This is a genomic window from Agrobacterium sp. ST15.13.013, assembly GCF_027956525.1.
Lineage (GTDB): Bacteria > Pseudomonadota > Alphaproteobacteria > Rhizobiales > Rhizobiaceae > Agrobacterium > Agrobacterium salinitolerans.
This window is the reverse complement of the sequence record NZ_JAQKGP010000035.1, coordinates 1-19,966: the sequence shown is the minus strand read 5'-3', so window position 1 is coordinate 19,966 and position 19,966 is coordinate 1. Positions and strand designations below refer to the sequence as shown.

General features: G+C 58.8%; 17 protein-coding genes and 4 pseudogenes. 7 read left to right on the top strand and 14 right to left on the bottom strand.

Translation table 11 applies throughout. The features are described 5' to 3' along the window. Nucleotides 1-157: 157 nt before the first annotated feature. Nucleotides 158-2,140: a phosphatase PAP2 family protein gene (locus PL597_RS23850; protein ID WP_271366388.1), complete on the top strand. Its 1,983-nt coding sequence runs from the start codon at nucleotides 158-160 to the stop codon at nucleotides 2,138-2,140. 56 nt (nucleotides 2,141-2,196) lie between these two features. On the opposite strand, the gene PL597_RS23845 is transcribed toward PL597_RS23850, so the two are convergent. The 5 genes and pseudogenes from PL597_RS23845 to PL597_RS23825 form a co-directional block, all read right to left on the bottom strand. After that, complete coding sequence (locus PL597_RS23845) at nucleotides 2,197-3,420, bottom strand: MFS transporter (protein ID WP_271366386.1); 1,224 nt, start codon at nucleotides 3,418-3,420, stop codon at nucleotides 2,197-2,199. Continuing rightward, nucleotides 3,420-5,855, bottom strand: coding sequence for a TonB-dependent siderophore receptor (locus PL597_RS23840; RefSeq protein WP_271366385.1), 2,436 nt, complete (start codon nucleotides 5,853-5,855; stop codon nucleotides 3,420-3,422). The genes PL597_RS23845 and PL597_RS23840 overlap by 1 nt, the downstream gene beginning before the upstream one ends. A gap of 108 nt (nucleotides 5,856-5,963) precedes the next feature. After that, nucleotides 5,964-6,932 carry a FecR family protein gene (locus PL597_RS23835; protein WP_269825347.1) on the bottom strand — a complete coding sequence of 323 codons (969 nt, stop codon included), beginning with the start codon at nucleotides 6,930-6,932 and terminating at the stop codon, nucleotides 5,964-5,966. A gap of 82 nt (nucleotides 6,933-7,014) precedes the next feature. Further along, nucleotides 7,015-7,521, bottom strand: a complete 507-nt coding sequence (locus tag PL597_RS23830) for an RNA polymerase sigma factor (RefSeq protein WP_271366383.1) — start codon at nucleotides 7,519-7,521, stop codon at nucleotides 7,015-7,017. A 178-nt stretch (nucleotides 7,522-7,699) separates the two neighbouring features. After that, nucleotides 7,700-8,150, bottom strand: a pseudogene (locus PL597_RS23825) (NagC family transcriptional regulator); the annotation flags it as partial. A gap of 303 nt (nucleotides 8,151-8,453) precedes the next feature. Here PL597_RS23825 and PL597_RS23820 point away from each other — a divergent pair. After that, the gene (locus tag PL597_RS23820; RefSeq protein ID WP_191218442.1) at nucleotides 8,454-9,191 is read left to right on the top strand and encodes a GGDEF domain-containing protein; all 738 of its coding nucleotides are present in this window, start codon (nucleotides 8,454-8,456) and stop codon (nucleotides 9,189-9,191) included. Between the two features lie 15 nt (nucleotides 9,192-9,206). On the opposite strand, the pseudogene PL597_RS26365 reads toward PL597_RS23820, so the two are convergent. From PL597_RS26365 to PL597_RS23795, 6 genes and pseudogenes are all read right to left on the bottom strand, one after another. After that, nucleotides 9,207-9,326, bottom strand: a pseudogene (locus PL597_RS26365) (VapC toxin family PIN domain ribonuclease); the annotation flags it as partial. A gap of 53 nt (nucleotides 9,327-9,379) precedes the next feature. Further along, nucleotides 9,380-10,828: an alanine/glycine:cation symporter family protein gene (locus PL597_RS23815; protein ID WP_137412022.1), complete on the bottom strand. Its 1,449-nt coding sequence runs from the start codon at nucleotides 10,826-10,828 to the stop codon at nucleotides 9,380-9,382. Nucleotides 10,829-10,869: 41 nt separating this feature from the next. Beyond that, nucleotides 10,870-11,199: a GntR family transcriptional regulator gene (locus tag PL597_RS23810; protein ID WP_271366382.1), complete on the bottom strand. Its 330-nt coding sequence runs from the start codon at nucleotides 11,197-11,199 to the stop codon at nucleotides 10,870-10,872. Between the two features lie 132 nt (nucleotides 11,200-11,331). Beyond that, nucleotides 11,332-11,907, bottom strand: coding sequence for a flavin reductase family protein (locus PL597_RS23805; RefSeq protein ID WP_271366380.1), 576 nt, complete (start codon nucleotides 11,905-11,907; stop codon nucleotides 11,332-11,334). 11 nt (nucleotides 11,908-11,918) lie between these two features. Beyond that, nucleotides 11,919-12,254, bottom strand: coding sequence for a ferredoxin FdxA (gene fdxA / locus PL597_RS23800; RefSeq protein ID WP_269825352.1), 336 nt, complete (start codon nucleotides 12,252-12,254; stop codon nucleotides 11,919-11,921). A gap of 105 nt (nucleotides 12,255-12,359) precedes the next feature. Then, nucleotides 12,360-12,959 carry a superoxide dismutase gene (locus PL597_RS23795; protein WP_271366378.1) on the bottom strand — a complete coding sequence of 200 codons (600 nt, stop codon included), beginning with the start codon at nucleotides 12,957-12,959 and terminating at the stop codon, nucleotides 12,360-12,362. A 293-nt stretch (nucleotides 12,960-13,252) separates the two neighbouring features. Here PL597_RS23795 and PL597_RS23790 point away from each other — a divergent pair, with 293 nt between their 5' ends. Beyond that, on the top strand, nucleotides 13,253-13,612 hold the full coding sequence (locus PL597_RS23790; protein ID WP_269825354.1) for a VOC family protein: 360 nt from the start codon (nucleotides 13,253-13,255) through the stop codon (nucleotides 13,610-13,612). Nucleotides 13,613-13,834: 222 nt separating this feature from the next. Here PL597_RS23790 and PL597_RS23785 read toward each other — a convergent pair whose 3' ends face one another. Then, the gene (locus PL597_RS23785; RefSeq protein ID WP_271366376.1) at nucleotides 13,835-14,902 is read right to left on the bottom strand and encodes a linear amide C-N hydrolase; all 1,068 of its coding nucleotides are present in this window, start codon (nucleotides 14,900-14,902) and stop codon (nucleotides 13,835-13,837) included. Nucleotides 14,903-15,041: 139 nt separating this feature from the next. Between PL597_RS23785 and PL597_RS23780 the strand changes: the two genes are divergently transcribed. The 4 genes and pseudogenes from PL597_RS23780 to PL597_RS23765 all read left to right on the top strand — a co-directional run. Further along, on the top strand, nucleotides 15,042-15,842 hold the full coding sequence (locus tag PL597_RS23780) for a hypothetical protein (RefSeq protein ID WP_271366375.1): 801 nt from the start codon (nucleotides 15,042-15,044) through the stop codon (nucleotides 15,840-15,842). 602 nt (nucleotides 15,843-16,444) lie between these two features. Further along, nucleotides 16,445-17,098 (top strand): polymorphic toxin type 50 domain-containing protein, encoded by a 654-nt coding sequence (locus PL597_RS23775; RefSeq protein WP_271366374.1) that lies wholly within the window; start codon nucleotides 16,445-16,447, stop codon nucleotides 17,096-17,098. Beyond that, the gene (locus PL597_RS23770; RefSeq protein WP_271366373.1) at nucleotides 17,098-17,436 is read left to right on the top strand and encodes a hypothetical protein; all 339 of its coding nucleotides are present in this window, start codon (nucleotides 17,098-17,100) and stop codon (nucleotides 17,434-17,436) included. The genes PL597_RS23775 and PL597_RS23770 overlap by 1 nt, the downstream gene beginning before the upstream one ends. A 49-nt stretch (nucleotides 17,437-17,485) precedes the next feature. Further along, nucleotides 17,486-17,713: pseudogene (locus PL597_RS23765) on the top strand (transposase); the annotation flags it as partial. Between the two features lie 120 nt (nucleotides 17,714-17,833). Here PL597_RS23765 and PL597_RS23760 read toward each other — a convergent pair. Beyond that, nucleotides 17,834-18,517 (bottom strand): annotated as a pseudogene (locus PL597_RS23760) (Ti-type conjugative transfer relaxase TraA); the annotation flags it as partial. Nucleotides 18,518-18,551: 34 nt separating this feature from the next. Continuing rightward, nucleotides 18,552-19,883: a type II toxin-antitoxin system HipA family toxin gene (locus PL597_RS23755; protein ID WP_271366408.1), complete on the bottom strand. Its 1,332-nt coding sequence runs from the start codon at nucleotides 19,881-19,883 to the stop codon at nucleotides 18,552-18,554. Nucleotides 19,884-19,966 lie beyond the last annotated feature (83 nt).

Below are 19,966 nucleotides of genomic sequence, written 5' to 3'. Positions count from 1 at the left end.
CGCCGCCATCCGCCGGCCGTTCTCTTACATGCGATCTATCTTGATCAGCATATCGAAAAAAAACTGCAACATGCCCGGCTTAAAGCTGACGGCGCGGTGCGGCGAACCTTTGCGCGCGCCTGCTTTCGTCACGCGTCAAATCACAGGATCCTCCGTCATGGCCAAACTAAAGATGTCGTCCATTCCCTCCGCACGCTCGGCCCTGCTTGCCTCCGTTGCATTGCTGGTGCTCGTTTCGAGCGCCGAAGCATTCGATAGCAATGCACTGGCAGGTCAGGGTTATACCATCGCGGTGCCTGAGCCGGTCGCCCCCTATCCGCTGCCGCTTGCCGACAATTACCGCAACCAGACCGGCAAGAATGAGAAGGGCGAGGCGGTTCGCGCCTATGACGACCGGGACAATCCGATCATCGAAATCCTCTCCGGTTTCAACCGCATCTGGACGCTTGGCGATGAGAAATGGGCGGATGGCGGTGCCAATGGCGATGGCCCGGCGGAGTTCAGCCATGTGAAGATCGTCGATCCCGCCGTCTGGCAGGAAAACATGCGTTACGTGCTGTCCGTCACCGGCGAGAACCGCACGCGCGCCGCCGCTTTCGAAGCCTATATGAACGACCGGCGTTCGCAGGGTTACAGCGTCATCGACGGCATGGGGCCGCTTGCCGCCTGGTATCGCGAAGGGGCCGGCGCAACGACGACGATCAATCATACGCTGGCGGATTTCGATCCGAACGAGGTCATCGCCCGCAAGGAAGACGACAAGGGCACCGAGGCGGGTGCTGCCGATAGCGAGTTGAAGGATTTCGTCGCCTTCATGAAGGTGATCCGCGGACCGGAGGGGACGACCTCGCCGGCAAAATATTTCTATTCCTCGCCACGGCCCTGGCGCATGAACGACAAAGGCGAGGTGATCGAGACCGGCAAGGAAACGATTGGTGACCGCAGCTTTGAAGGTTATGAAAGCGATCCGGGTGTCATCGTGCCGGCGCTGAAATATGTGCGTGAAACCCGCGGTCGTGGCAAGGATGGCGGTTTTCCAAGCGGCCACACCAATGCTGCCTATCTGGCCGCCATCGCTTACGCCTATGCGGTGCCGGAACGCTTTTCCGAATTGCTGACAGCGGCCTCCAAACTCGGCGAAAGCCGCATCGTCGCCGGCATGCATTCGCCGCTCGACGTGATCGGCGGCCGCATCACCGCAACCGCCATGGCCGCCGCCATGTTGCAGGACCCGAAAAATGCTGAGGTGAAGAAAGCCGCGCATGCGGCCTTGCAGGCCTATTTCACCAAGCGCCTGCCGCAGGGCCAGTCGCTCATCGATTTCGCCCATGGCGAAAAGCCGGATGTCGACCAATTTGCCGATATGGCGAAGAACGGGGCGGATTATCGCCGGCGCATGACCTATTCCTTCAGCCGCGACAAGGCCGCAGGCGATGCGCCGATGGTGGTGCCGAAGGGGGCGGAGGTCCTGCTGGAGACACGTCTGCCCTATCTCGATGCCGCCCAGCGCCGCGCCGTGCTGTTTTCCACCGGCATCGAGGCCGGCTATCCGCTGCTGGATGACAGCAACGGCTGGGGCCGCATCAATCTGGTGGCCGCTGCCGGTGGCTACGGCGCGTTTGACGGCGATGTCGAGGTGACGATGGACGCCGCCGCCGGCGGGTTCAATGCGGCGGACACATGGACGAACGATATTGCCGGGGCAGGGCGTCTCGTCAAATCCGGCAGCGGAGCGTTGACGCTTGGCGGCCATAACAGCTATGGCGGCGGCACCATTCTCAGGGAGGGAACGCTGGTGGCATCGTCCGCCGATGCACTTGGAACCGGCGGCGTGCTGGTCAGCGGCGGCACGTTTTCGCTCGGCGGAGGGACGGATCTTGTCATCGGCGGCGACTATGCGCAGTCGGGCGGCACGCTTGGGGTCGACCCACAGAAGGCTATGCTTCGGATCAAGGGCAATGCGATGCTGGATGGCGCAACGCTGAAGCTCGTTTTCGATGGCGGCGCGCCAGCCGCAGGCACGCGGCTCGACGTGGTCTCCGCCAACGGTCTGACCGGGACATTCGCCACGATAGATGCGGGCAATGTGAAGGTGCGGCCGGTCTATACCGGTACGGCACTGTCGGTGGTGGTGGAATAGGCCGATGCAAATAGCCTGCCGGGCGCGGTTTAAGCCGCTGCGCCCGGGGCTTCTGTTCAAGAATTCTGTCGCCTCATCAGCAGGAAGATGACCGGTGCGGCGAGCACCGAAACGATGGCGGCAATGTTGAAGGAGGCCTGATAGCCGAATTTTTCGGCAATCGCACCTGCGCCCAGCCCGCCGATCATGCCGACAACGCCGTCCATGCACTGGAACAGGGTGAAATCGACCCCGGCCTGCCGGGGGTCGGACCAGCCCATGAAGCTGGCGTAAAGCGCGACGAAGCCGATGGACATGATGCCCGACGAGCTTGCCACCGCAACCGCCATGACGACCCATTGCGAAATATCGCGATGAACGCTGAAATAGGCGAAAAGGCAGAGCAGCGCCGTCTGCACGAAGATGGCGACGAGCAGGATTCGTGACGCCCCGTAGAGGCGTACCAGCGTGCCGCCGAGCAGCGCGCCGGCGAAACCGACGATCATGCTGCCCACGCCATTCAGTGCGCCGATGGTGGCGAGATCGAAGCCGTAATCGACCAGAAACGGGCCGAGCATGGCGAGCCCCCATTTCTGCGCGGCGACATAAACCGCCGCGACCAGAAGGCCGGTGCGGACTTCCCGTCGCTTGAGCGCGTTTTTGATCGATGGCAGGTGGTCTCGCGTCTGCGTGACCGTTCTTGCCGCCGGGCCGAGCAGGAAGGGGAGCGCAAGCAGGATGACCAGCCCGGCCATGACCAGCGTGGCGCTCGTCCAGCCGGCGCGCTCCACCAGTACCAGAAACAGGCCGGCGCCGATGGCGGAGCCGAGATAGGAGCCGCCCACCTGTGCGGCGTTGCCCCAGCCATGATGTTCTTCCGCCAGCGTTTCGACCGCGTAGCCGTCACAGGCGATGTCGACGGTCGCCGTCACCAGCGCGATCACTGACAGGATGGCGATTGCGACGGAAACTGGCGACGGGCCGGTGAAGGCAAGAACGGCGAGGCCGCAGGCGCAGGCGGCGATGCCCGCGCCGACGATCACCCGCGAGCGGTTCCTGCCGACGGGCGGCAGCCGGTAACGCTCAACATGCGGCGACCAGAGGAATTTCAACGCCCAGGGCAGAACGACGATATAAAGCAGGCCGATCTGGTCCAGCGGCAGTCCGGCGGTCCTGAGCACCGCCGGCAGGCCGAGAAAGGTCAGCCCGCCAATGACGCTCTGGCCGACATAAAGCCCGCCGACCGCCAAGAAGACGGCGGCCGGCGACGGCTTGGTTTTGGCAGGGTTCTGCTGCAGCATCAGAAGCGATACCGGATGCTGCCGACGACCTTGCGGCCTTCGTCATAATAGCAGAAGCCCGTGGTGCAGACCTGTTTCACCTCGCCGAGAAGGTTGGTGGCATTGATCTGCAGCTTCACACCTTCCAGCGAGGGCAGGGCCTTGCCGAGGTCGTAGCGCAGCGATGCATCGACGAAGGTGCGGGCCTCATTGTCGAGAATTGGCGTGTGCTGATTGTCGCCGAAGCTCGATCCGACATAACGCAGCCCCGCGCCGATGCCGAGGCCTTCAAGCGCGCCTTCCTGGAATTCGTAATCGGCCCACAGCGAGAAGGTGTGATAGGGCGAGGAATTAAGCTGCTTGCCCACCGTTTCCGATGTCAGTTTGGTGATTTCAACGTCGTTATAGGAATAGGAGCCGATAAGGCTCCAACCATTGTCGAGCGAGGCCGTGGCTTCGAGTTCCACGCCGCGCGAACGCAGGTCGAGCTGGCGCAGCAGGTTGATGCCGGACGAGGTCTCGTAGACCGTCGCATTGTCCTGATCGAGATTGAAGAAGGCGGCGCTCAGCAGGGCGTTATATTGCGGCAGGGCATATTTCACGCCGAGTTCATATTGCTTGCCGACCGTCGGCTGCGCCTGGCCCGTAACCGTCCCCGTGGTGATGATGACGCCCGGATTGGCGACGAAGGAGGTACCGTAGCTGACATAGGGCATCACGCCGCTGTCAAAGACATAACCGAGGCTGGCGCGGCCGGTCGTCTTGGTTTCATCGCCGTCATAGGTGGGAGCCGTTGCGTCTCCGACGGTCTGGGCCTGATATTCGGTGTCCAGCCAGTCGTGACGAATGCCGGCCGTCAGGCGCCAGCGGTCGATTTCGACCTGATCCTGCGCATAGATGCCGAGTGTGTTCATCCGCTGGGTCAATATCAACGATACGTCAGGCACATAGGTGAAGGTGTCGGTGAAGGGGCTGGTGCCACTGCCCTGTTTCGAGGTGTAGGACATGTGGCTGAAGTCGATACCGGTCAGCAGCGTATGTTTCGCCAGGCCGGTATCGAATTCGGTCTTCAGGTAATTGTCGGCGGAGACGCCTTCATTGTCTTCGATGGTGATGCCGGGATAGTTGGCAAAGACCCATTGCTGGTCGGCCGAAAGCCCCGAATAACGCGCCTTGCTGTAGAAGGTGACGTTGTCGTTGATTTCATGCTCGAACTCATAGCCGATACGCCATTGTTTCTGCTCGAAACCATTAAAACGGGAATCTCCGCCATAAACCGGCGTCGCGCCGATCGACTTGCCGTCGCTGCCGTAATTGTTGATGTATCCCCAGGTGCCGCCGGTGGTGCTGTCCATATATTCGCCGAGCAGCGTTAGCCTGGTGCCGGCATCCGGCTGGAAAGTGAAGGCCGGCGCGATGAACAGCCGGTCGTCCTTGATGGCGCTGATGTCGTTGCGGCCATCGCGGGCCACGCCGGTCAGGCGGTAAAGCATGGTCTTCTCGTCATCGACGGCGCCGGAAAGATCGAATGCGCCCTGCACGCGGCCGAAGGAGCCATATTGCAGTTCCACCTCGCGCAGCGTCTCTTCGGTCGGGCGTTTCGAGATGATATCGACGATGCCGCCGGAGCTGCTGGCGCCATAGATGGAGGCGGCCGGGCCGCGAAGGATGGAAACCGCTTCCACGCCATAGGGCTCAAGTCGGGCGCTGCCGTTCTGGCTGCTCACCTGCCGCAGGCCGTCGCGGAAGATGCCTGTCGTGCTGAGATCGGTGCCGCGCACCTTGAAGGCGTCGAAACGCGGCTCCGCGCCATATTGGCCGATGCGCGCGCCGGGCGTGTAGTTCAGCGCTTCCGAGAGGTTCTGCGGTTTCAGGTCATCGAGCTGCTTGCGGCTGACGGTGGTGATCGACTGGGCGGTTTCGGCGACCGGCGTATCGGTCTTGGTGGCGGTGCGGCCGGATTTGCCGACATATCCATTGCTCTCGATGATGCCCCTGGCGCCTTCAAGGCCGGTGCCCTGCACGGTGATCGGCGCAAGCAGGGTGGTGCCGGCGGCGGCCGTACCGCCGCTTTCGCCGGCTTGGCTGGCGGGATCGAAAATGCGGACGGTGTTGCCGCCAGCCAATGCGTAGTTCAGTCCTGATCCGGCCAGAAGCCCGCTGACGGCGCCCGATACGCTGAGCGTGCCCTTGACGCCGGCCGTGCTGCGGCCCCTGGTGATCGCGGAGGGGTAGACCATGCGCAGATTGGCCTGGCGGCCGAAGCCGAGAATGGCGTTTTCCAGCGGGCCTGGGGGAATGGAGACGGTTACGGTGGCAGGGGCGGGGGCGCCGTTTGCGGCGGGCGGTGTCTGCGCGCTGGCGCTCGTGGCGCCCGGACCTGCCGCGACGATACCCCCGATGATCGCCGTCGTCGTCAGCCAGAACCAGCCGCGTGCCTGCTTGCCCAAATTCATGTCATTCCCTCTCACTCGTGATCTCATGCCCCTGCTGAAACGGGTCCTGATTGACTAGAGTGAAAAGGTGGGCCGACTCCTGACGTCGGATCTGCGAAAAAAGTTATTTTATCGCGAGCGGACGAAAACCAGCATTCCGGAAAGCCGCGATACCGAAACGGGAAGGCTTTCTTCGAGAATGGTGAGCGCCTGATCCGTGTCCCTGAGGTCGAAGATGCCGGAAACGTGCTGCCTCGCCGCCTCCTCATCGAGGATGACGATGCGGCCCCGGCGATATTGCGAGAGAATATCGAGAACCTCGCGCAGCGGCTGGCCGGAAAAGACGAGCTTTCCTTCGCGCCAGGCCATGCTGTTGGCGACATCCTTGCGGGCGCGCACCAGCCTGCCGTCGCCGCCAAGGGTGACGGCCTCTCCGGGCGTGAGAATGGCGGTCTCGGCGCCTGTCGTCACCTCCACACGGCCTTCCTCCACCTGCACCTCCTGCGGCAGCGCGCCATTGCCGGTGCGCACCGAATAATGGGTGCCGAGCGCCTTTGCCGTCAGCGCGCCATCCTCGACGACGAAGGGCCGTTCCGGGTTTTTGGCGACATCGAAATAGGCTTCGCCGCGAAGAAGGGTGATGCGCCGTTCCTTTTGCGAATAATGAACAGCAATCGCCGTGTCGGTGTTCAGGCTGATGCTGCTGCCGTCCTCCAGCGAAAGCACGCGTGTTTGACCGATTTCGGTGTAATAATCCGCCTGCCAGCGGTCCTTCAATCCGGTTTTCTCCGCAAACAGCGCTGCAAGCCCGATGAGGCAGATACTGGCAACACCTGCCAGCATTGCCCGGCGAGGCCCGCGCCGTTTCCGCTGTTCGGCCGGCGCAAGCTCGATATCGCCAAGCTCGCCCCAGAGGCCCCGCATGTCCTCATAGGCGCCAGCATTGGCGGGATCGGCCCGCAGCCAGACGTGAAACGCCTCGCGCTCCGCTTCCGTCGCGTCTGCCGACTGCATGCGCGCCACCCACAGCGCGGCCTCTTCAGCCAGACCATCATCGGTCACGCCGTTATCCTTCAGACCGTCCGGGCGCTTGTTCATGTCTGATCTGCCGTTTGTTGCGTGCTGAGATGTGTTCCTTTCCCTTATAGAGTGAAAAAGGATGCGAACACCTGATGCGGGTTCACATTTTTATTTGCGCGCGGACCTGACGGCAGTGTAGCAGCGCCTTGATGATGTGTTTTTCCACCATGTTGCGGGAAATGCCGAGACGGGCGGCGATTTCGCCATTGGAATGGCCATGCAGGCGGCTGAGTACGAAGACCTGCTGGCAACGCCTGGGCAGGGCCTCGATGGCCTGCGCCATGAAAATAAGATGCTGCCGCCCGGCAACGATCCGCTCCTGCCCCGGCTCTTCGCAGGCAACGGCAAGACCCGCTTCGTAAGGTGCGAATAACGGCCGCTCGCGCGACTGACGGATGGCCGTCAGGCGGGCGACGGACCGGGCGATCTGGAAGAGATAGGCCTGTGGATTGTCGATCAGCGTCGCATGAGAAACCTCCAGCGCCCGCAGCAGGGTTTCCTGCATGGCGTCGGCGGCGTCTTCCCGGTTCTGCAAGCGCCGGCGGAAAAACCGCATCAGGCGGCTTTCCTCCTCGGCGTCGAAAACCTGTAACAGGGCTTTGCTCATCAATCGACCCGGTGACGTATTGGCTTGGTACACGAAGCAGCCGGATATGCTGCGCCATGTCGCGATAAACATGATAGTTATAATCATATTTATCGCCTTCGGATGCAAGCTGCCAACCAGTAAAAAACCGGGGGCGAAACCTAGCTCACGTTTCCGTGATGATTGTTGCGGGATTACATCAGCCTGTCTGGCTGGTGATCCCCTTGAGGAAGTAGCGCACCCTGAGCGGCAGCAGCGCAGCGCCGATGGCGGATGGATCTCCGACAGTCTCGCTGAGAACCAGCTTCACTTCCTTTGTCCCGACACCGTAACGATGTTCCCGCTCTAAGGGCATGTGTGTTCGTTCGATCATCATCTGCCCAAGCGCACGCGGCAATTGCCCGCCAAAGACGATGGCCTGTGGATCGAGCACCGCGATCAGGCTCACCACCAGCCTGTCCACCTGCGGCATGGTCTCGGTCAGCCATTCCTCGACGCCCGGCCATGCGGGGTCAAACTGCTGATAGAGTGCTTCGATCGACTGGATGTCGACGCCGTTTTTCTGGAGCGTGGCGATCAGATATTGCAGGGCCGGCCTTCGGCGTTATGTCCGGGCTATATATGCCGCTGAACTCACGTCGACGGCGATGATCCGGCGCTTTCCGGCAAGGGCTACGATTTGGAAATGGGGTGTTTCGATCGCTTTTTTATACATCAACATTTATCCGTGCTGCCCTTCAAATACTTGTCCGCACCCTGTCGCCGAAGGACGTAATCGAGCTCTATGGTGCCGACAATCTGAACCTCGCTCCCTACTCCAAGATAAGGCCCGCAAGATCGTTAGACGACCAAATTTCAGATATTGGGCAGACGTGTCGACTTTAACTGAAGCGTTACACGCTTCATTAAATTCACAAGGTTCATTGAAATCCATACTTCTCATGGTGGGGTGAATGCGTCGTATTGTAGAAAAGTCGATTGTTGCCGGATTGCTATCGGTGTTGGCCTCGCTGGCGATCTCGTTCAGCATTGTGCCTTTGCTCGGCGGGCAAGTTGCGGGCGCGGGCCTGCTCATGACCATATTATGTCCGCTGGCGATATCCATCCCCGCGTCGGCGTTGCATTTCACCCAGTCGGAGAAATTGCGACGGGCAGAGGCCAAGACTAAAGACGCTCTGAACAAATTGGCCGATGCTTATGAAGCTCTTCGCATTCAGTCCCGAAGCGACGGCCTAACCGGCGTCCTCACAAGGAGCGCGTTCATGGAGGAGCTACGTATCACAAGCCAGCGAGGAGGGGTCGGGGCTCTGTTGTTTCTGGACCTCGATCACTTCAAGTCCATCAACGACCGGTATGGTCATGCGACCGGTGATGAAGCCCTGCGATGCGCCGGGCTTGTCCTGGCCCGCCACCAGAGCGAACCGGATTTCGCAGGACGCCTTGGGGGTGAGGAATTCGGGCTCTTTCAGAGTGATCTGACGATCGAACAAATGCGCGGTCGGTGCGAAGAGGTTCGGGAGGAAATAGCTCGTATCGTCTTGAAAACGCCATGTGGCACCCAAGTGCGAATCTCGACGAGCATAGGGGCGTGCTATTGCGATCGGGGCTTTGATCCATCGGACCGTCTGAAAGCGGCGGACGAAAATCTATATCGGGCCAAAGCCCTCGGTCGAGACAGGATTATTGCGTAAACTTGTCAGTTGCCATCAGCGGTCCTTCCAAGGGTTGACGATTATCAAGCCAATACCCTCGAAATTAGAGACGTTGCGGGTGGCCACCGAGGCGCCGCGCGAAAGGGCTATCGCTGCGATCTGCGCATCGGTCTGTTAGGATCAAAGTACCGCCCGCCGAGTTTTCGGCGGGCGCAAACGCGGTGCTATCAAGCTTTGGCCGGGCTCACCTCGACGTCTGCAATCGGGGATGAGGAGACCTCGTGCCAGATTTCGGCATCGATCTTTCCGGCGAGTTCCGGATACTTGTGTGGATCAAAGACCGGGTTCTTGGACTGTTTCTGTTCGAAGTAGTCGCGTGTCAATTTGACGACCAATGGCGACAGCAGACAAATCGCGACGAGGTTGATGGATGCCATCAGGCCCATCGATGCGTCGGCAGCGTCAAAGACCGTGATGGCGCTTTCGTAAGACCCCCAGAGTACCATCAACAGCAGCCCGATACGCGCTGACGTCAGACCGATCTTGTTGTCCAATCCAAGATAGACCAGAGCATTCTCGGCATAGGAATAGTTGCCGAGCACCGAAGTCCAGGCGAAGAAGAAGATCGCGATCGCAATGAAGTAATGCCCTGCACCGCCGATATGGGCAGTCAAGGCAGCCTGGGTTAGTGGCGTACCGGTCAACTCGCCGCCCGGCACAAGCACCCCGGACAGCACGATCATCAGCCCTGTTGCGGTGCAGATCAATAGCGTATCGATGAAGACGCCAAGCGCCTGCACCATGCCTTGCGAGGAGGGGTGATGTGGATTGGGTGTGGCAGCTGCGGCAATGTTCGGCGCCGAGCCCATCCCGGCCTCGTTTGAGAAGAGGCCACGCTTGACGCCGTTCAGCATTGCGCCGGCAATGCCGCCAACTGCCTGTTCGAAGCCGAACGCGCTCTTAATGATAAGCATGAATGCCGCGGGCACATCCGCGATGTTGACGATCAGAACGTATAGAGCAACGCCGAGATAGGCGACCGCCATGAAGGGGACGACATATTCTGCGCAACGTGCGATCTGCTTGATCCCGCCAAAAATGACCACACCGGAAATGATGGCAATCACGACACCAACGGCAAGCTTGGGTACCCCAAATGCGCCATTCATCGCCTCGGCGATCGAATTTGCCTGCACCGCGTTGAATACGAGGCCAAAAACCAGGAGCAGGCATAACGCGAAGATTGTCGCTGCCCAGGGTGCGTTCAGGCCGCGAGCGATATAAAATGCTGGGCCGCCGCGATACTCGCCGCTTTGCCCGCGAACCTTGAACAATTGCGCCAGCGTGCTTTCGGCGTAGGCTGTTGCCATGCCCAGTGCTGCCACCAACCACATCCAGAACAGAGCGCCTGGCCCGCCCAGCGTCATTGCTACCGCAACCCCCGCCAGATTACCTGTGCCGACCCGTGAGGCGAGGCTGGTGCAAAGCGCCTGGAACGGCGTGATGCCAGCGGAATCCGTCTCAGGCGCACGCATGACGACGCGGATAAACTCCGGAAAATGGCGTATCTGCAGGAAGCCCAGGCGAAATGTGAAGAACACGCCTACAGCCAGCAATCCGTAGATGAGAACATAGCCCCAAAAAAACGTATTGAGAAATCCTATGATCGACGTCATGCCTGTCTCTCCTGTTTTCGCGGTTGCACTAAAGTTGTCTGCTATGCGTTGGCCGTCGCTTTCGTCCGGCCGATGACGTCAGGTTTTCGGGGCGTATCTGGTGTGCCTCCCGCAGATCGAGTTGCGGCATGTGCTTGATGCGCGCCGTCAGCTGGGTTTCGATATTGCTGATGTGGGTGATCATGACGCACGCGCGAGCCGCGTCGCGCCGTAACCTGGACCAGGCCGCGGGCCTGCAGTCGTGTCAGAGATTGCCGGACGACCGTGCGTGACACATTAAACAAGGTCGCCGGTTCCTGTTCGCCGAGCCGCATTTCAGGTCGCAACCGACCGCAGAAGATTGCGTCGATAATTGTCCGGTCGATGTGCAAGGACAACGGCTCCAATGCTGCTCTTCAGAATGTCTGCCTATAGTTTATGCATCCAAACTGAACTATCACCTTGGAGACAAGAAAGAGCAATAGTTGCGCCAACCGAATTGATTCCGAACAAACGATTTACATTCAAGTTTGGCGTGCGCGAGGAGCGGCCGCGCCGGTATAGGCGCGTTTGCTCCAGAGCAGGGCTTTGCGCAAGGGACCGGACGTTGCTTCGGTTATGGTGCCCACGAACAGGATATGGTCTGCGGCATCGATGGAACCGACAAGTTCGCAATCCATTGACAGAAGCGCTTCGGCAAGTCTGGGGCTTCCTGACGGCCAGGCATCCCAGTCTCCGACGCTGAACCGGTCCGGGTGATTTCCCTTGCCCGCAAAGGCATCGGCAATTTCCGCCTGTCCTCTGGCGAGCGCCGCAACGGAGAAGCGTCGGCTCGCTGCGATGAGATCGACCATGCGGCTGCTTGCGTCGATGGAGACCATCAGAAGCGGCGGTTCCGCGCTGAGCGGCATGAAGGATGTGATTGTGCGCCCGACCCGTTCGCCGGCGTGGGAAGCCGCAGTTACCGCTACGGTGAAGGCGAGGCCGGCCATTGCATCCTTGAATTCACGCGGGGAGATCGTGGGAAAAGAGCAAGACTTCAGCGGAATATGCGCATGATTAACCGCACCGCCATCGATCAGCCTGAGATTGTGAGACATGATGTGCCGGGCTACCCGCCCGCTCCTGGATTTTTCGAAAAGATGGACATTTTCGCGGCTGCGCCATTCATGATGTCGGCATTGTCGGGCGGCGTCCTTTTCTGGTGCACGCGCGGCCAGATGCCGGAATAATGGCGGTTGAGGTCGAGCCATGCATGCAGTCCGGCTTCGGTATCCGGCCGGATCGCGGCGGCGGGACATTCACGCTCGCATATCCCGCAGTCGATACATTGGTCCGGGTGAATGACGAGCATGTTCTCGCCTTCATAGAAACATTCGACAGGACAGACTTCCACGCAGTCCATGTATTTGCAGGCGATGCAGTTTTCGGTGACGACATAGGGCATGGGAATGCTCGAAGAGAGTTGCAGCCGGACGGCGGCTGTCCGGCTGCGCCTGATCCGGCGGGCCGCTCAAGGGCAGCGGGACCGGCCGGATCGGTGGGGCTCAAATCAAAGGCGGGCCGCGACCGCCTGCCAGTTCACCAGTTTGTCGAGGAAGTTTTCAAGGTAAGCGGGGCGCTTGTTGCGGAAATCGATGTAATAGCTATGTTCCCACACATCGCAGCCAAGAAGGGCCTTTTGCCTGAAGCAGAGCGGATTGACCCCGTTTTCGGTGCGTGTGATCTTCAGCGAACCGTCGGTATCCACCACCAGCCACGCCCAGCCCGAGCCGAATTGCGAGGCGCCGGCAAGGGCGAAATTCTGCTTGAACAGCGCGACCGAGCCGAAGGATTGCGTCAAGGCCTCTTCCAGAACCTTGGGGATCGCATGATTTTCCGGTCCCATGATTTCCCAGAAGAGATTGTGATTCCAGTGCTGGGAGGCATTGTTGAAAATGCCGGATTGCGCCACCGCACCCTTCTCATAGGTGCCACGGACGATCTCTTCGAGGCTGCTGTTTTCCCATTCGGTACCGACGATCGCCTTGTTGAGATTATCGACATAAGCCTTGTGGTGAAGATCGTGATGGAACTTCAGCGTCTCCTCGGACATGCCCGAATGGGCAAGCGCATCATGGGCGTAGGGGAGATCGGGAAGCTGGAAAGCCATGGGATGTTCCTTTGTCACTGTTTGCTCAAGAGCATGTAAAAAGCCTTGCGAAAACAAGGTGACAGTACTTCTAGAACCTCAACCATGGTTCTGGTCAAGAGGTTTTTTTTAAAGGCCATGCGACGCTGACGGGCAAGCGGGAAGAAAGCGCTTTTGGATCCGGTAGAGCGGCTCCGGCAGGCAGAGCCACTATGCTCCACCGGTCTTAATGGCCTCTACGACTGCCGTTCTGCTTGATATTTTGGGAGCGACTGCGCAGCATGCCTTCCGTTATCGATGAGAGGGAGAAAGTCATGGCCAGAGCCGTTGGAATTGGTGGCGTATTCTTCAGAGCAGCAGATGCTGCCAGTCTGGCCGAATGGTATGAAAAACATCTCGGCATCGACGATCTGCATAAATCCGTGTGGCATCAGGAGGCTGGGATGACGATTTTTGGGCCTTTCGCCAGAAATAGCGAATATTTTGGTCGTGCTGAACAGCAATGGATGATCAATTTCCGGGTGGATGATCTCGATGCTCTTATCGCGAAGCTGACGGCAGACGGCGTCGAGGTTGAAACCCGCGCCGAATGGGATTCGGAGGTGGGGCGCTTTGCAAGGATACATGATCCGGAAGCTAATCCGGTGGAATTGTGGGAGCCCGCTCGGCGCTGACGATATTTGTGCCCCGCACGGATATGATTGGAAGGTGAGTGATTTCTCTCGCCAGGGTTGACGCTGGATAGATGGCGGCGCTGTTTCGACATGGGCTTTCCGAGGAGAGCGGTCGCTCAGATTGGGATAAACACAATTCCGACCGACAGGTTCTGATCTCTGTCCGGCGCGTCATGCCTTCTCAATCAATTGCTCATATGCCTTGCGGCACGATCGGTGCCCTCAAAGCCCGAGGAACTTGAAAGGTTTGGTGTCCTTCAGGCTCTCATTCGCCATACCCGAATAGATATGGATCTGATTGGGGCCGAGGTCGAGTTTCTTGACCGCACCGGTTTCTTTCGAGAGATCGAGTTTCGTCATGTCGATCCAGAAGATATTCGGCGTCAGAGCCGATTCGAAGAAATAGAGTTTGCGTTTGTGATCAATCACCGTGCGCCAGCGGGTTGAGGAAATATTCGGCTGTTCCGGTGTGGTGATGCCGTAAGGAACGGAGACGTTGCGGATCACGCTGAAGACGCTGGCGATGGCTTCGACAGGGTTCTCGCTCTTTGGAATGGCGTTGGCGTAGAAAGAGGCGCGGGCAAACCGGTCCGAAGCGCGGTTGGTGCCCGGCAGCATGACAGTGCCGCCGATCTGCTGCCAATATTCGTTGAGCGCCAGCTGGTGGTCGAAGGTCGGCGAATTGGTCATGACCTGATACTGACGCCCGTGATGGATGACCTGCTTGCCATCGATATATTCAACGATCGCGCTGTCGCCGCTCGCATCCGAAAGGGAAAGGTGCAACGTCGCCAAGCGCTCTTCGCCGGGCACATTGTCGGTCACGATTGTGAAGGGGTTTTTCTCGAGCGCAGCGACGGCCTCTTCCACCGTCGCGAAATTGTCGAGCACGTATTGCGCCCAGGCCGCGATGGACAGGCCCGGCGATTTGCCGTCATAGGCGGGATAGCTCGACTCAACCAGCCAGAGGACGTTTGCAGCAAGTCCCGCCTCATTCATGCCGTCCGTCGTCGAAATATCATAACCGGAAGCAATGACGCTACCGTATTTCGAAGTCCATTTGACCGAATTCGGCCCGGCCTCGCCGGAGCGCTCCATGCCGCGGGGGAAGACCCAGATATTGGTCCCCACATCCGTTTTCCAATCCATCGACCGGGCTGTCATCACCTGATCATTTTCGCCCAGATAGACGAACCGCGTGCAGGCCTGCGCGACAGTGGTTGTGAGCGTCGCGATGGAAAAGATCGCGGCGGTGCAGGCGGAAAAAAACGGAAGGGTGTTCAAGCGCATGGGAACGTCTCCGGTTCTCGCGGTACCAATACAGCGTATGATAGAAAATCGGACTTGTTGGCGCGTGTCAAATAGGTTTAGCTGCAGGCGATCGGTTGAGGAGAAGTCATTGCTAAAATTATCATCTTTTGCGGCCGTTATGGCTTTTTCTGCAGGCGCGGCCTTAGCCGCTGATCAACTCGGCTCCCTGCCCGCGAAGGTTGACAGCGCCGATTGGGCGTTTCAGGCAACGGGTTATCTGTGGGCCACTGGTTTGAACGGCAACATCTCGCCCTTCCGTCGTGCACCGACGCTGCATGTCGAAAAATCCTTCTCCGACGTCATGGACGATCTCAATTTCGGCGGGTTCTTGAACATCTGGGGCCGTTATGACCGCTTCGTCCTGTCCGGCGATCTAATGTATGTCGACACCACGGACAGCAAGGCGGCCGGGCCGCTGCCGGCGCTGCAAATCCCGGGTTTGCCCACCCTTCCGGCTGGCGCGGCAATCGATGCGAACGTCGATACGCAGGAATTCATGGCGACGCTGCAGGCCGGTTACCGGATCGTGGATGCAGACGGATTTTCGCTCGACGCCTTGGCGGGAGCCCGCTTCTGGCATATCTCCAACGAGGTGGCGGTCACTGCCAGCCATCCCCTGATCGGCAGTGTATCAGCCACGCATAAGGAAAGTTTCGGTTGGGTTGATCCCGTCATCGGCGCGCGCGCCTTTTTCAGCCTGACGGACAAGCTATCCGTCCAGGGGCAGGTGGATATTGGCGGTTTCGGCGCGGGATCCGATCTCACCTGGTCAGCGCTCGCGACGGTGAACTACATCTTTACCGATACATTGTCGGTCTCGGCGGGCTACAAGGTTCTCGATGTCGATTATTCGGATGACGGTTATGTTTTTGATTCGAGGCTGAGCGGGCCGGTGGTCGGTCTGACCTATCGGTTCTAGCCATTGAATTGCGTTGTCTCGCCACCGTTCATATCCCATCTGAGGAACAATTTTAGTCTCCCCTTAACTTTGGTTTTCATCCGGTCTTGCAGACCAACGCTTGTTGCAATAACTTCTGGTTGTTGTTTGACTCGAAGAACCGAAGGGCTTGAAATTGGCGGACCGCGCTTAAAATTCACGGATGAAAAATGATGTGCATGCCATGGTGTTGGTATGATTGATTATTACGCGAATTTTCAATGTGTACGGTTCTTTGAGCAAATGATCGGGACTATCGTCTCGTAAAGAAAGATACTACTTTAACGCTTCTTGGATCAGATGAACTGATCTATGCACCCGGTAGGGGATCGACAGCAAGGACAGCTGCAGAGTGAAGCATGGGCGGCATTGCCGCGACAACTTCATTTCAAATGCAGGCCTCCGAAATATGTCACTTGCTGCTTTCATTCCTGGTTTCCGACGACCAGTCTTACCTGATTTTTGGCTCGCATTTTTGCCGGCTATTCAGATTTCAGCCAAATCCCCGAGGAGCGCGCAAAACAGTTTCAAGCGGACCTTTGTCATTGCGCTTTTTGCAAGCCTGATCGCGTCAGGGCAGGCAAGTGCACAGTCACCCGCCGATGATTTTTCCCGTCGGCAAGAACAACAAGATGGAGATGCGGCTGGTCAATGGCCGGTTCGGCGGTTTGTCGAACCAGGAGCTCGCCGCGGCAGTTTACGCAGAACGTCTTCAGACCATCCGGTTGTTGGCGCAATATCCGGAACCCGTTCAGGCTGCTCTCAACGGACTTGTCAATCAATCAATTGCCAACGCAGCTGTCGCTGTCCTCACATTTGGCATTGCTGAAAAGCTCGGACAGGCCAAGCCCGGAAGCCCTGGGTCGAACGGCACTGCTGGACAAGCTGAAGGAGAGGTTCCAAATACTACAAAGCTGACCGCCGTTGATTTCCGGCAAGTTAGTACGACGGTAAGCCAAAAGCAGATGCGCCACATCGAAGGCCGACCAGAGTATCGCGGTGGCGGCACGCTATCTAGCCATTCAGATGCACAGAGAGTTCTTGATGCATATCATAACGGGAATGCGGAAATTTTGGGTTCGACTAAACAAGGTTTCCCGGTTGTTCGCTTTAATGGGGTTACTGGCATGAACAATAACGTCGGCGCAGGGATCATAAATCAACCTACTAACGTCTTTATTGTGAAGGGCACCGCAAGTCCAAGCATAGTACCTACAACCCCAAATTGGAGACCTTAATGATGCCCACAACACAAGACTGGAATTGGCATGTTTTGATGCTTGTGCAGGCACTGTTGGGAGTAATTTCGGCAAACTTTCGAATGATAACACTTCAATTCAACGGGGATGTCTGGCTAGTTAAAGCAATCTTACAGGAAGAAAACTCCCTCGACCGGGAGGAATTCAGCGATGCTGTTGAAGAATTTTCGATATTCATGGAAGATATAAAAGACAAAATTTCTCAAGATTCATTAAAAAAAATTGTGAGCAGTACATTTGTTGATGGCGGAAGTATAGATAAATGGAGTGATGAATGTGCACGCGTCGTATTTCGAAGGAGGGAACGCTTTGAATAGCCCCGAGATTTTTAGACGCCTTCTTGCCTAATTTTCAGGCAAGAAGATCATCATGAGCAGATCGAATTTAAGCGAAGAGTTTAAGCGTGACGTGGTGCGTCAGATCACGGAGCGAGGCTATCTGGTTGCGGAGGCTTCGCAACGGCTGGCGGTAAGCCAGCATTCTTTGTACGCGTGTAAGAAGAAGTTTGCGGCCTCGAGCGCCCAGGGCAACGACGAGGCCGAAGAGATCAGGGGGCCAAAGAAGGAACTAGCTCGCGTCACCGAGGAGCGAGACCGAACTGCCCCTATTTCGACCGGACAGTCGGCATAAGCAGAAAGGCTCAAGTGACGCGCTCCCCGTTTTGGGCCTGAACCGCCCCAAGTTTCTGGACCAGCGGATGGTAGAGTCTCTGGCCTATCGGCTCAGTCCAAGCCCCTGTGACCGGTTAAGCTGCCGTCTGAGTGCGTGGTCATGGCTAAGCTCGGCATGGCGTGTACGATGCACGATGCGGGCGATTGTCTGGATCTGCTCGGCCTGTTTTGCGAGCTCGGGGCGTGTCTCAAGCTCTTCGGCGAACCTGCGGGGATCCGAAGTACCGAACCGCCGCGTGAGCGCATCAGCCACCAGCCTGGCCTCATCGAGCGCGGCGCGGCCCTCAGGTGACGATCGCAGCTCTGTGATGAACTTGCTCCGCTTTTCGACCGGCATCTTTTCCACCTGTTCAAGGATCTCGGCGCTGCGCGACGTGAGGCCAGGCACTTCGATCACATCACGCTGTTCGCGCAGCCATTGTTCGCTTGCGCGTTCTTCGCCAAGCCGGCGCTCCCATGCCTCGGAGACGTAGCCGATATGGGCAGAGAGAGATCTCGCATATTGCAGCGCTTCTTTCCGCTCCTTGTTGTTTCCGAACAGACCTGACTTGCCGCGCAGCTCCCCGAACCGCTCCGGCTGCCCGGCCATGGCTTTCGCCATGATCTTGCCATTGCCTTCCTTCTCGGTCATCGCGCTGCGGAGTCTTGCGGCGACCTCGGCCGGATCACGGAACCCGCGCCGCACGGGAGATTTCACCGTATCGAACCGCTGCTCGATAACGGACAGGCGCGTCTTTTGAGCTGCTTTGGTGCTGTCATCGTCAGGCGCCTGCCCTTGTGAGCAGCGTGTTGTGGGCGGTGCGGAACGCGTCCTGCAGCGCCTTGTGGTCATCGAGGCCTTCGAGGGCATAGCTGTTGAGGAACTGACGCCCGGCAAACAGTTTGCGGTCGACGGGGCTGAGGTCTGCTTCATCGCAGACCTCTTGCCAGAACTTGGCGATGGTTGTGATCTGATGTTCGATCAGCGCCGCGGCTTTCGCCTCTTTCAGGTGATAGTCGGGCGCGGCGGCGAGCAGAGTGGCGAGCGTGCTGGCACGGCCCTCGCCCTTGATGAGCATGGCCTGCGTGGCTTCACTGCCGGTGCGGCCTTGCGGGCAGATGTCATAGGCGGGGGTGAGCGTCAGCATTCTGCCGTCCCAGAAGGCGGCATGGTTTCGGGCGTGGTCGTCGGTATTGCCGCACAGTACGTTGAAGCAGATCCGCCCGTAGAGCTCCTTGAGCGTGTCCTTCGGGTCAGTGAAGCGGTGGCGGATGAGTTCGGCGAGGTCTTCGTAGGAGGCGTAGCGGGCCATCATTTCATCGAGCCCGAGTATAGTCAGGGCCGAGACCATGGCGCGGCGCGTCCAACCGTCTTTTGTGTGCGTGCGGTCGAAGCGCTCGATAAGCAGCACATCCTTATGGGCGGCGCGTGTTATCGACACAGGCGCGGCGTTGATCCCGCAGGCGGCTGCCAGCTTCATCGCGATGAACTCGGCCTTCACGACGCTGTAGGTATCGTTGGTCGCAGAGAATTTGGCGATGAGCTTTTTAGTGTCGTCGTCGATCAGGGCCTTGGGGCGCGCGCCACCGATCGAGGTGCCGTGATTGAGGGCCTGGTCGAGCGCCGGAGTAAGAGGGACGCCCTTTTCGATGAGTTCGGCCGCTTCGAGGAGTTCGTCGAGCGAAGCTTGCGCGGCATGGCGGGGGACGTACTCCGTGGCCGATGCCTGGAAATCGAGGGCGCCAATCCGGTCGGAACCTGACTGGAGCAAAAAGGTCAGCTCGCTGATCTCCGGCACGCCGGCAGCGTCGGGCTTTTTGCCCGTCAGCCTGTTGATGATGACCCGGCGGCCCCAAGCGTCCGGCGAGGCGTCGCGAATGCAGCTTGCCATTGACAGGCCGTTGATCGGGGCGATCGTGCCCTCCTGAAGTGGCAATTCCGGCTCATAGAGGGAAATGGCGCTCTTACGGCGCCGGTAGCTGGCGCCATAGGTAAAGAGCAGGCGATCGCCGTCCTGGTCGAGCCGGCCCGCGACCACCGGTTCGGTCGCCCCCGGCAGCCAACTCCAGACAAAGGCTTCGGTAGCATCCGCCTTAGCACTACTTTGGCAGATTAACTGACGGTTAACGATAATCGGCCATCTTTGGCCCCTCAAAAAGGGGTGCGGTGGATGGTGGAGCAGAATATTGCACTGGC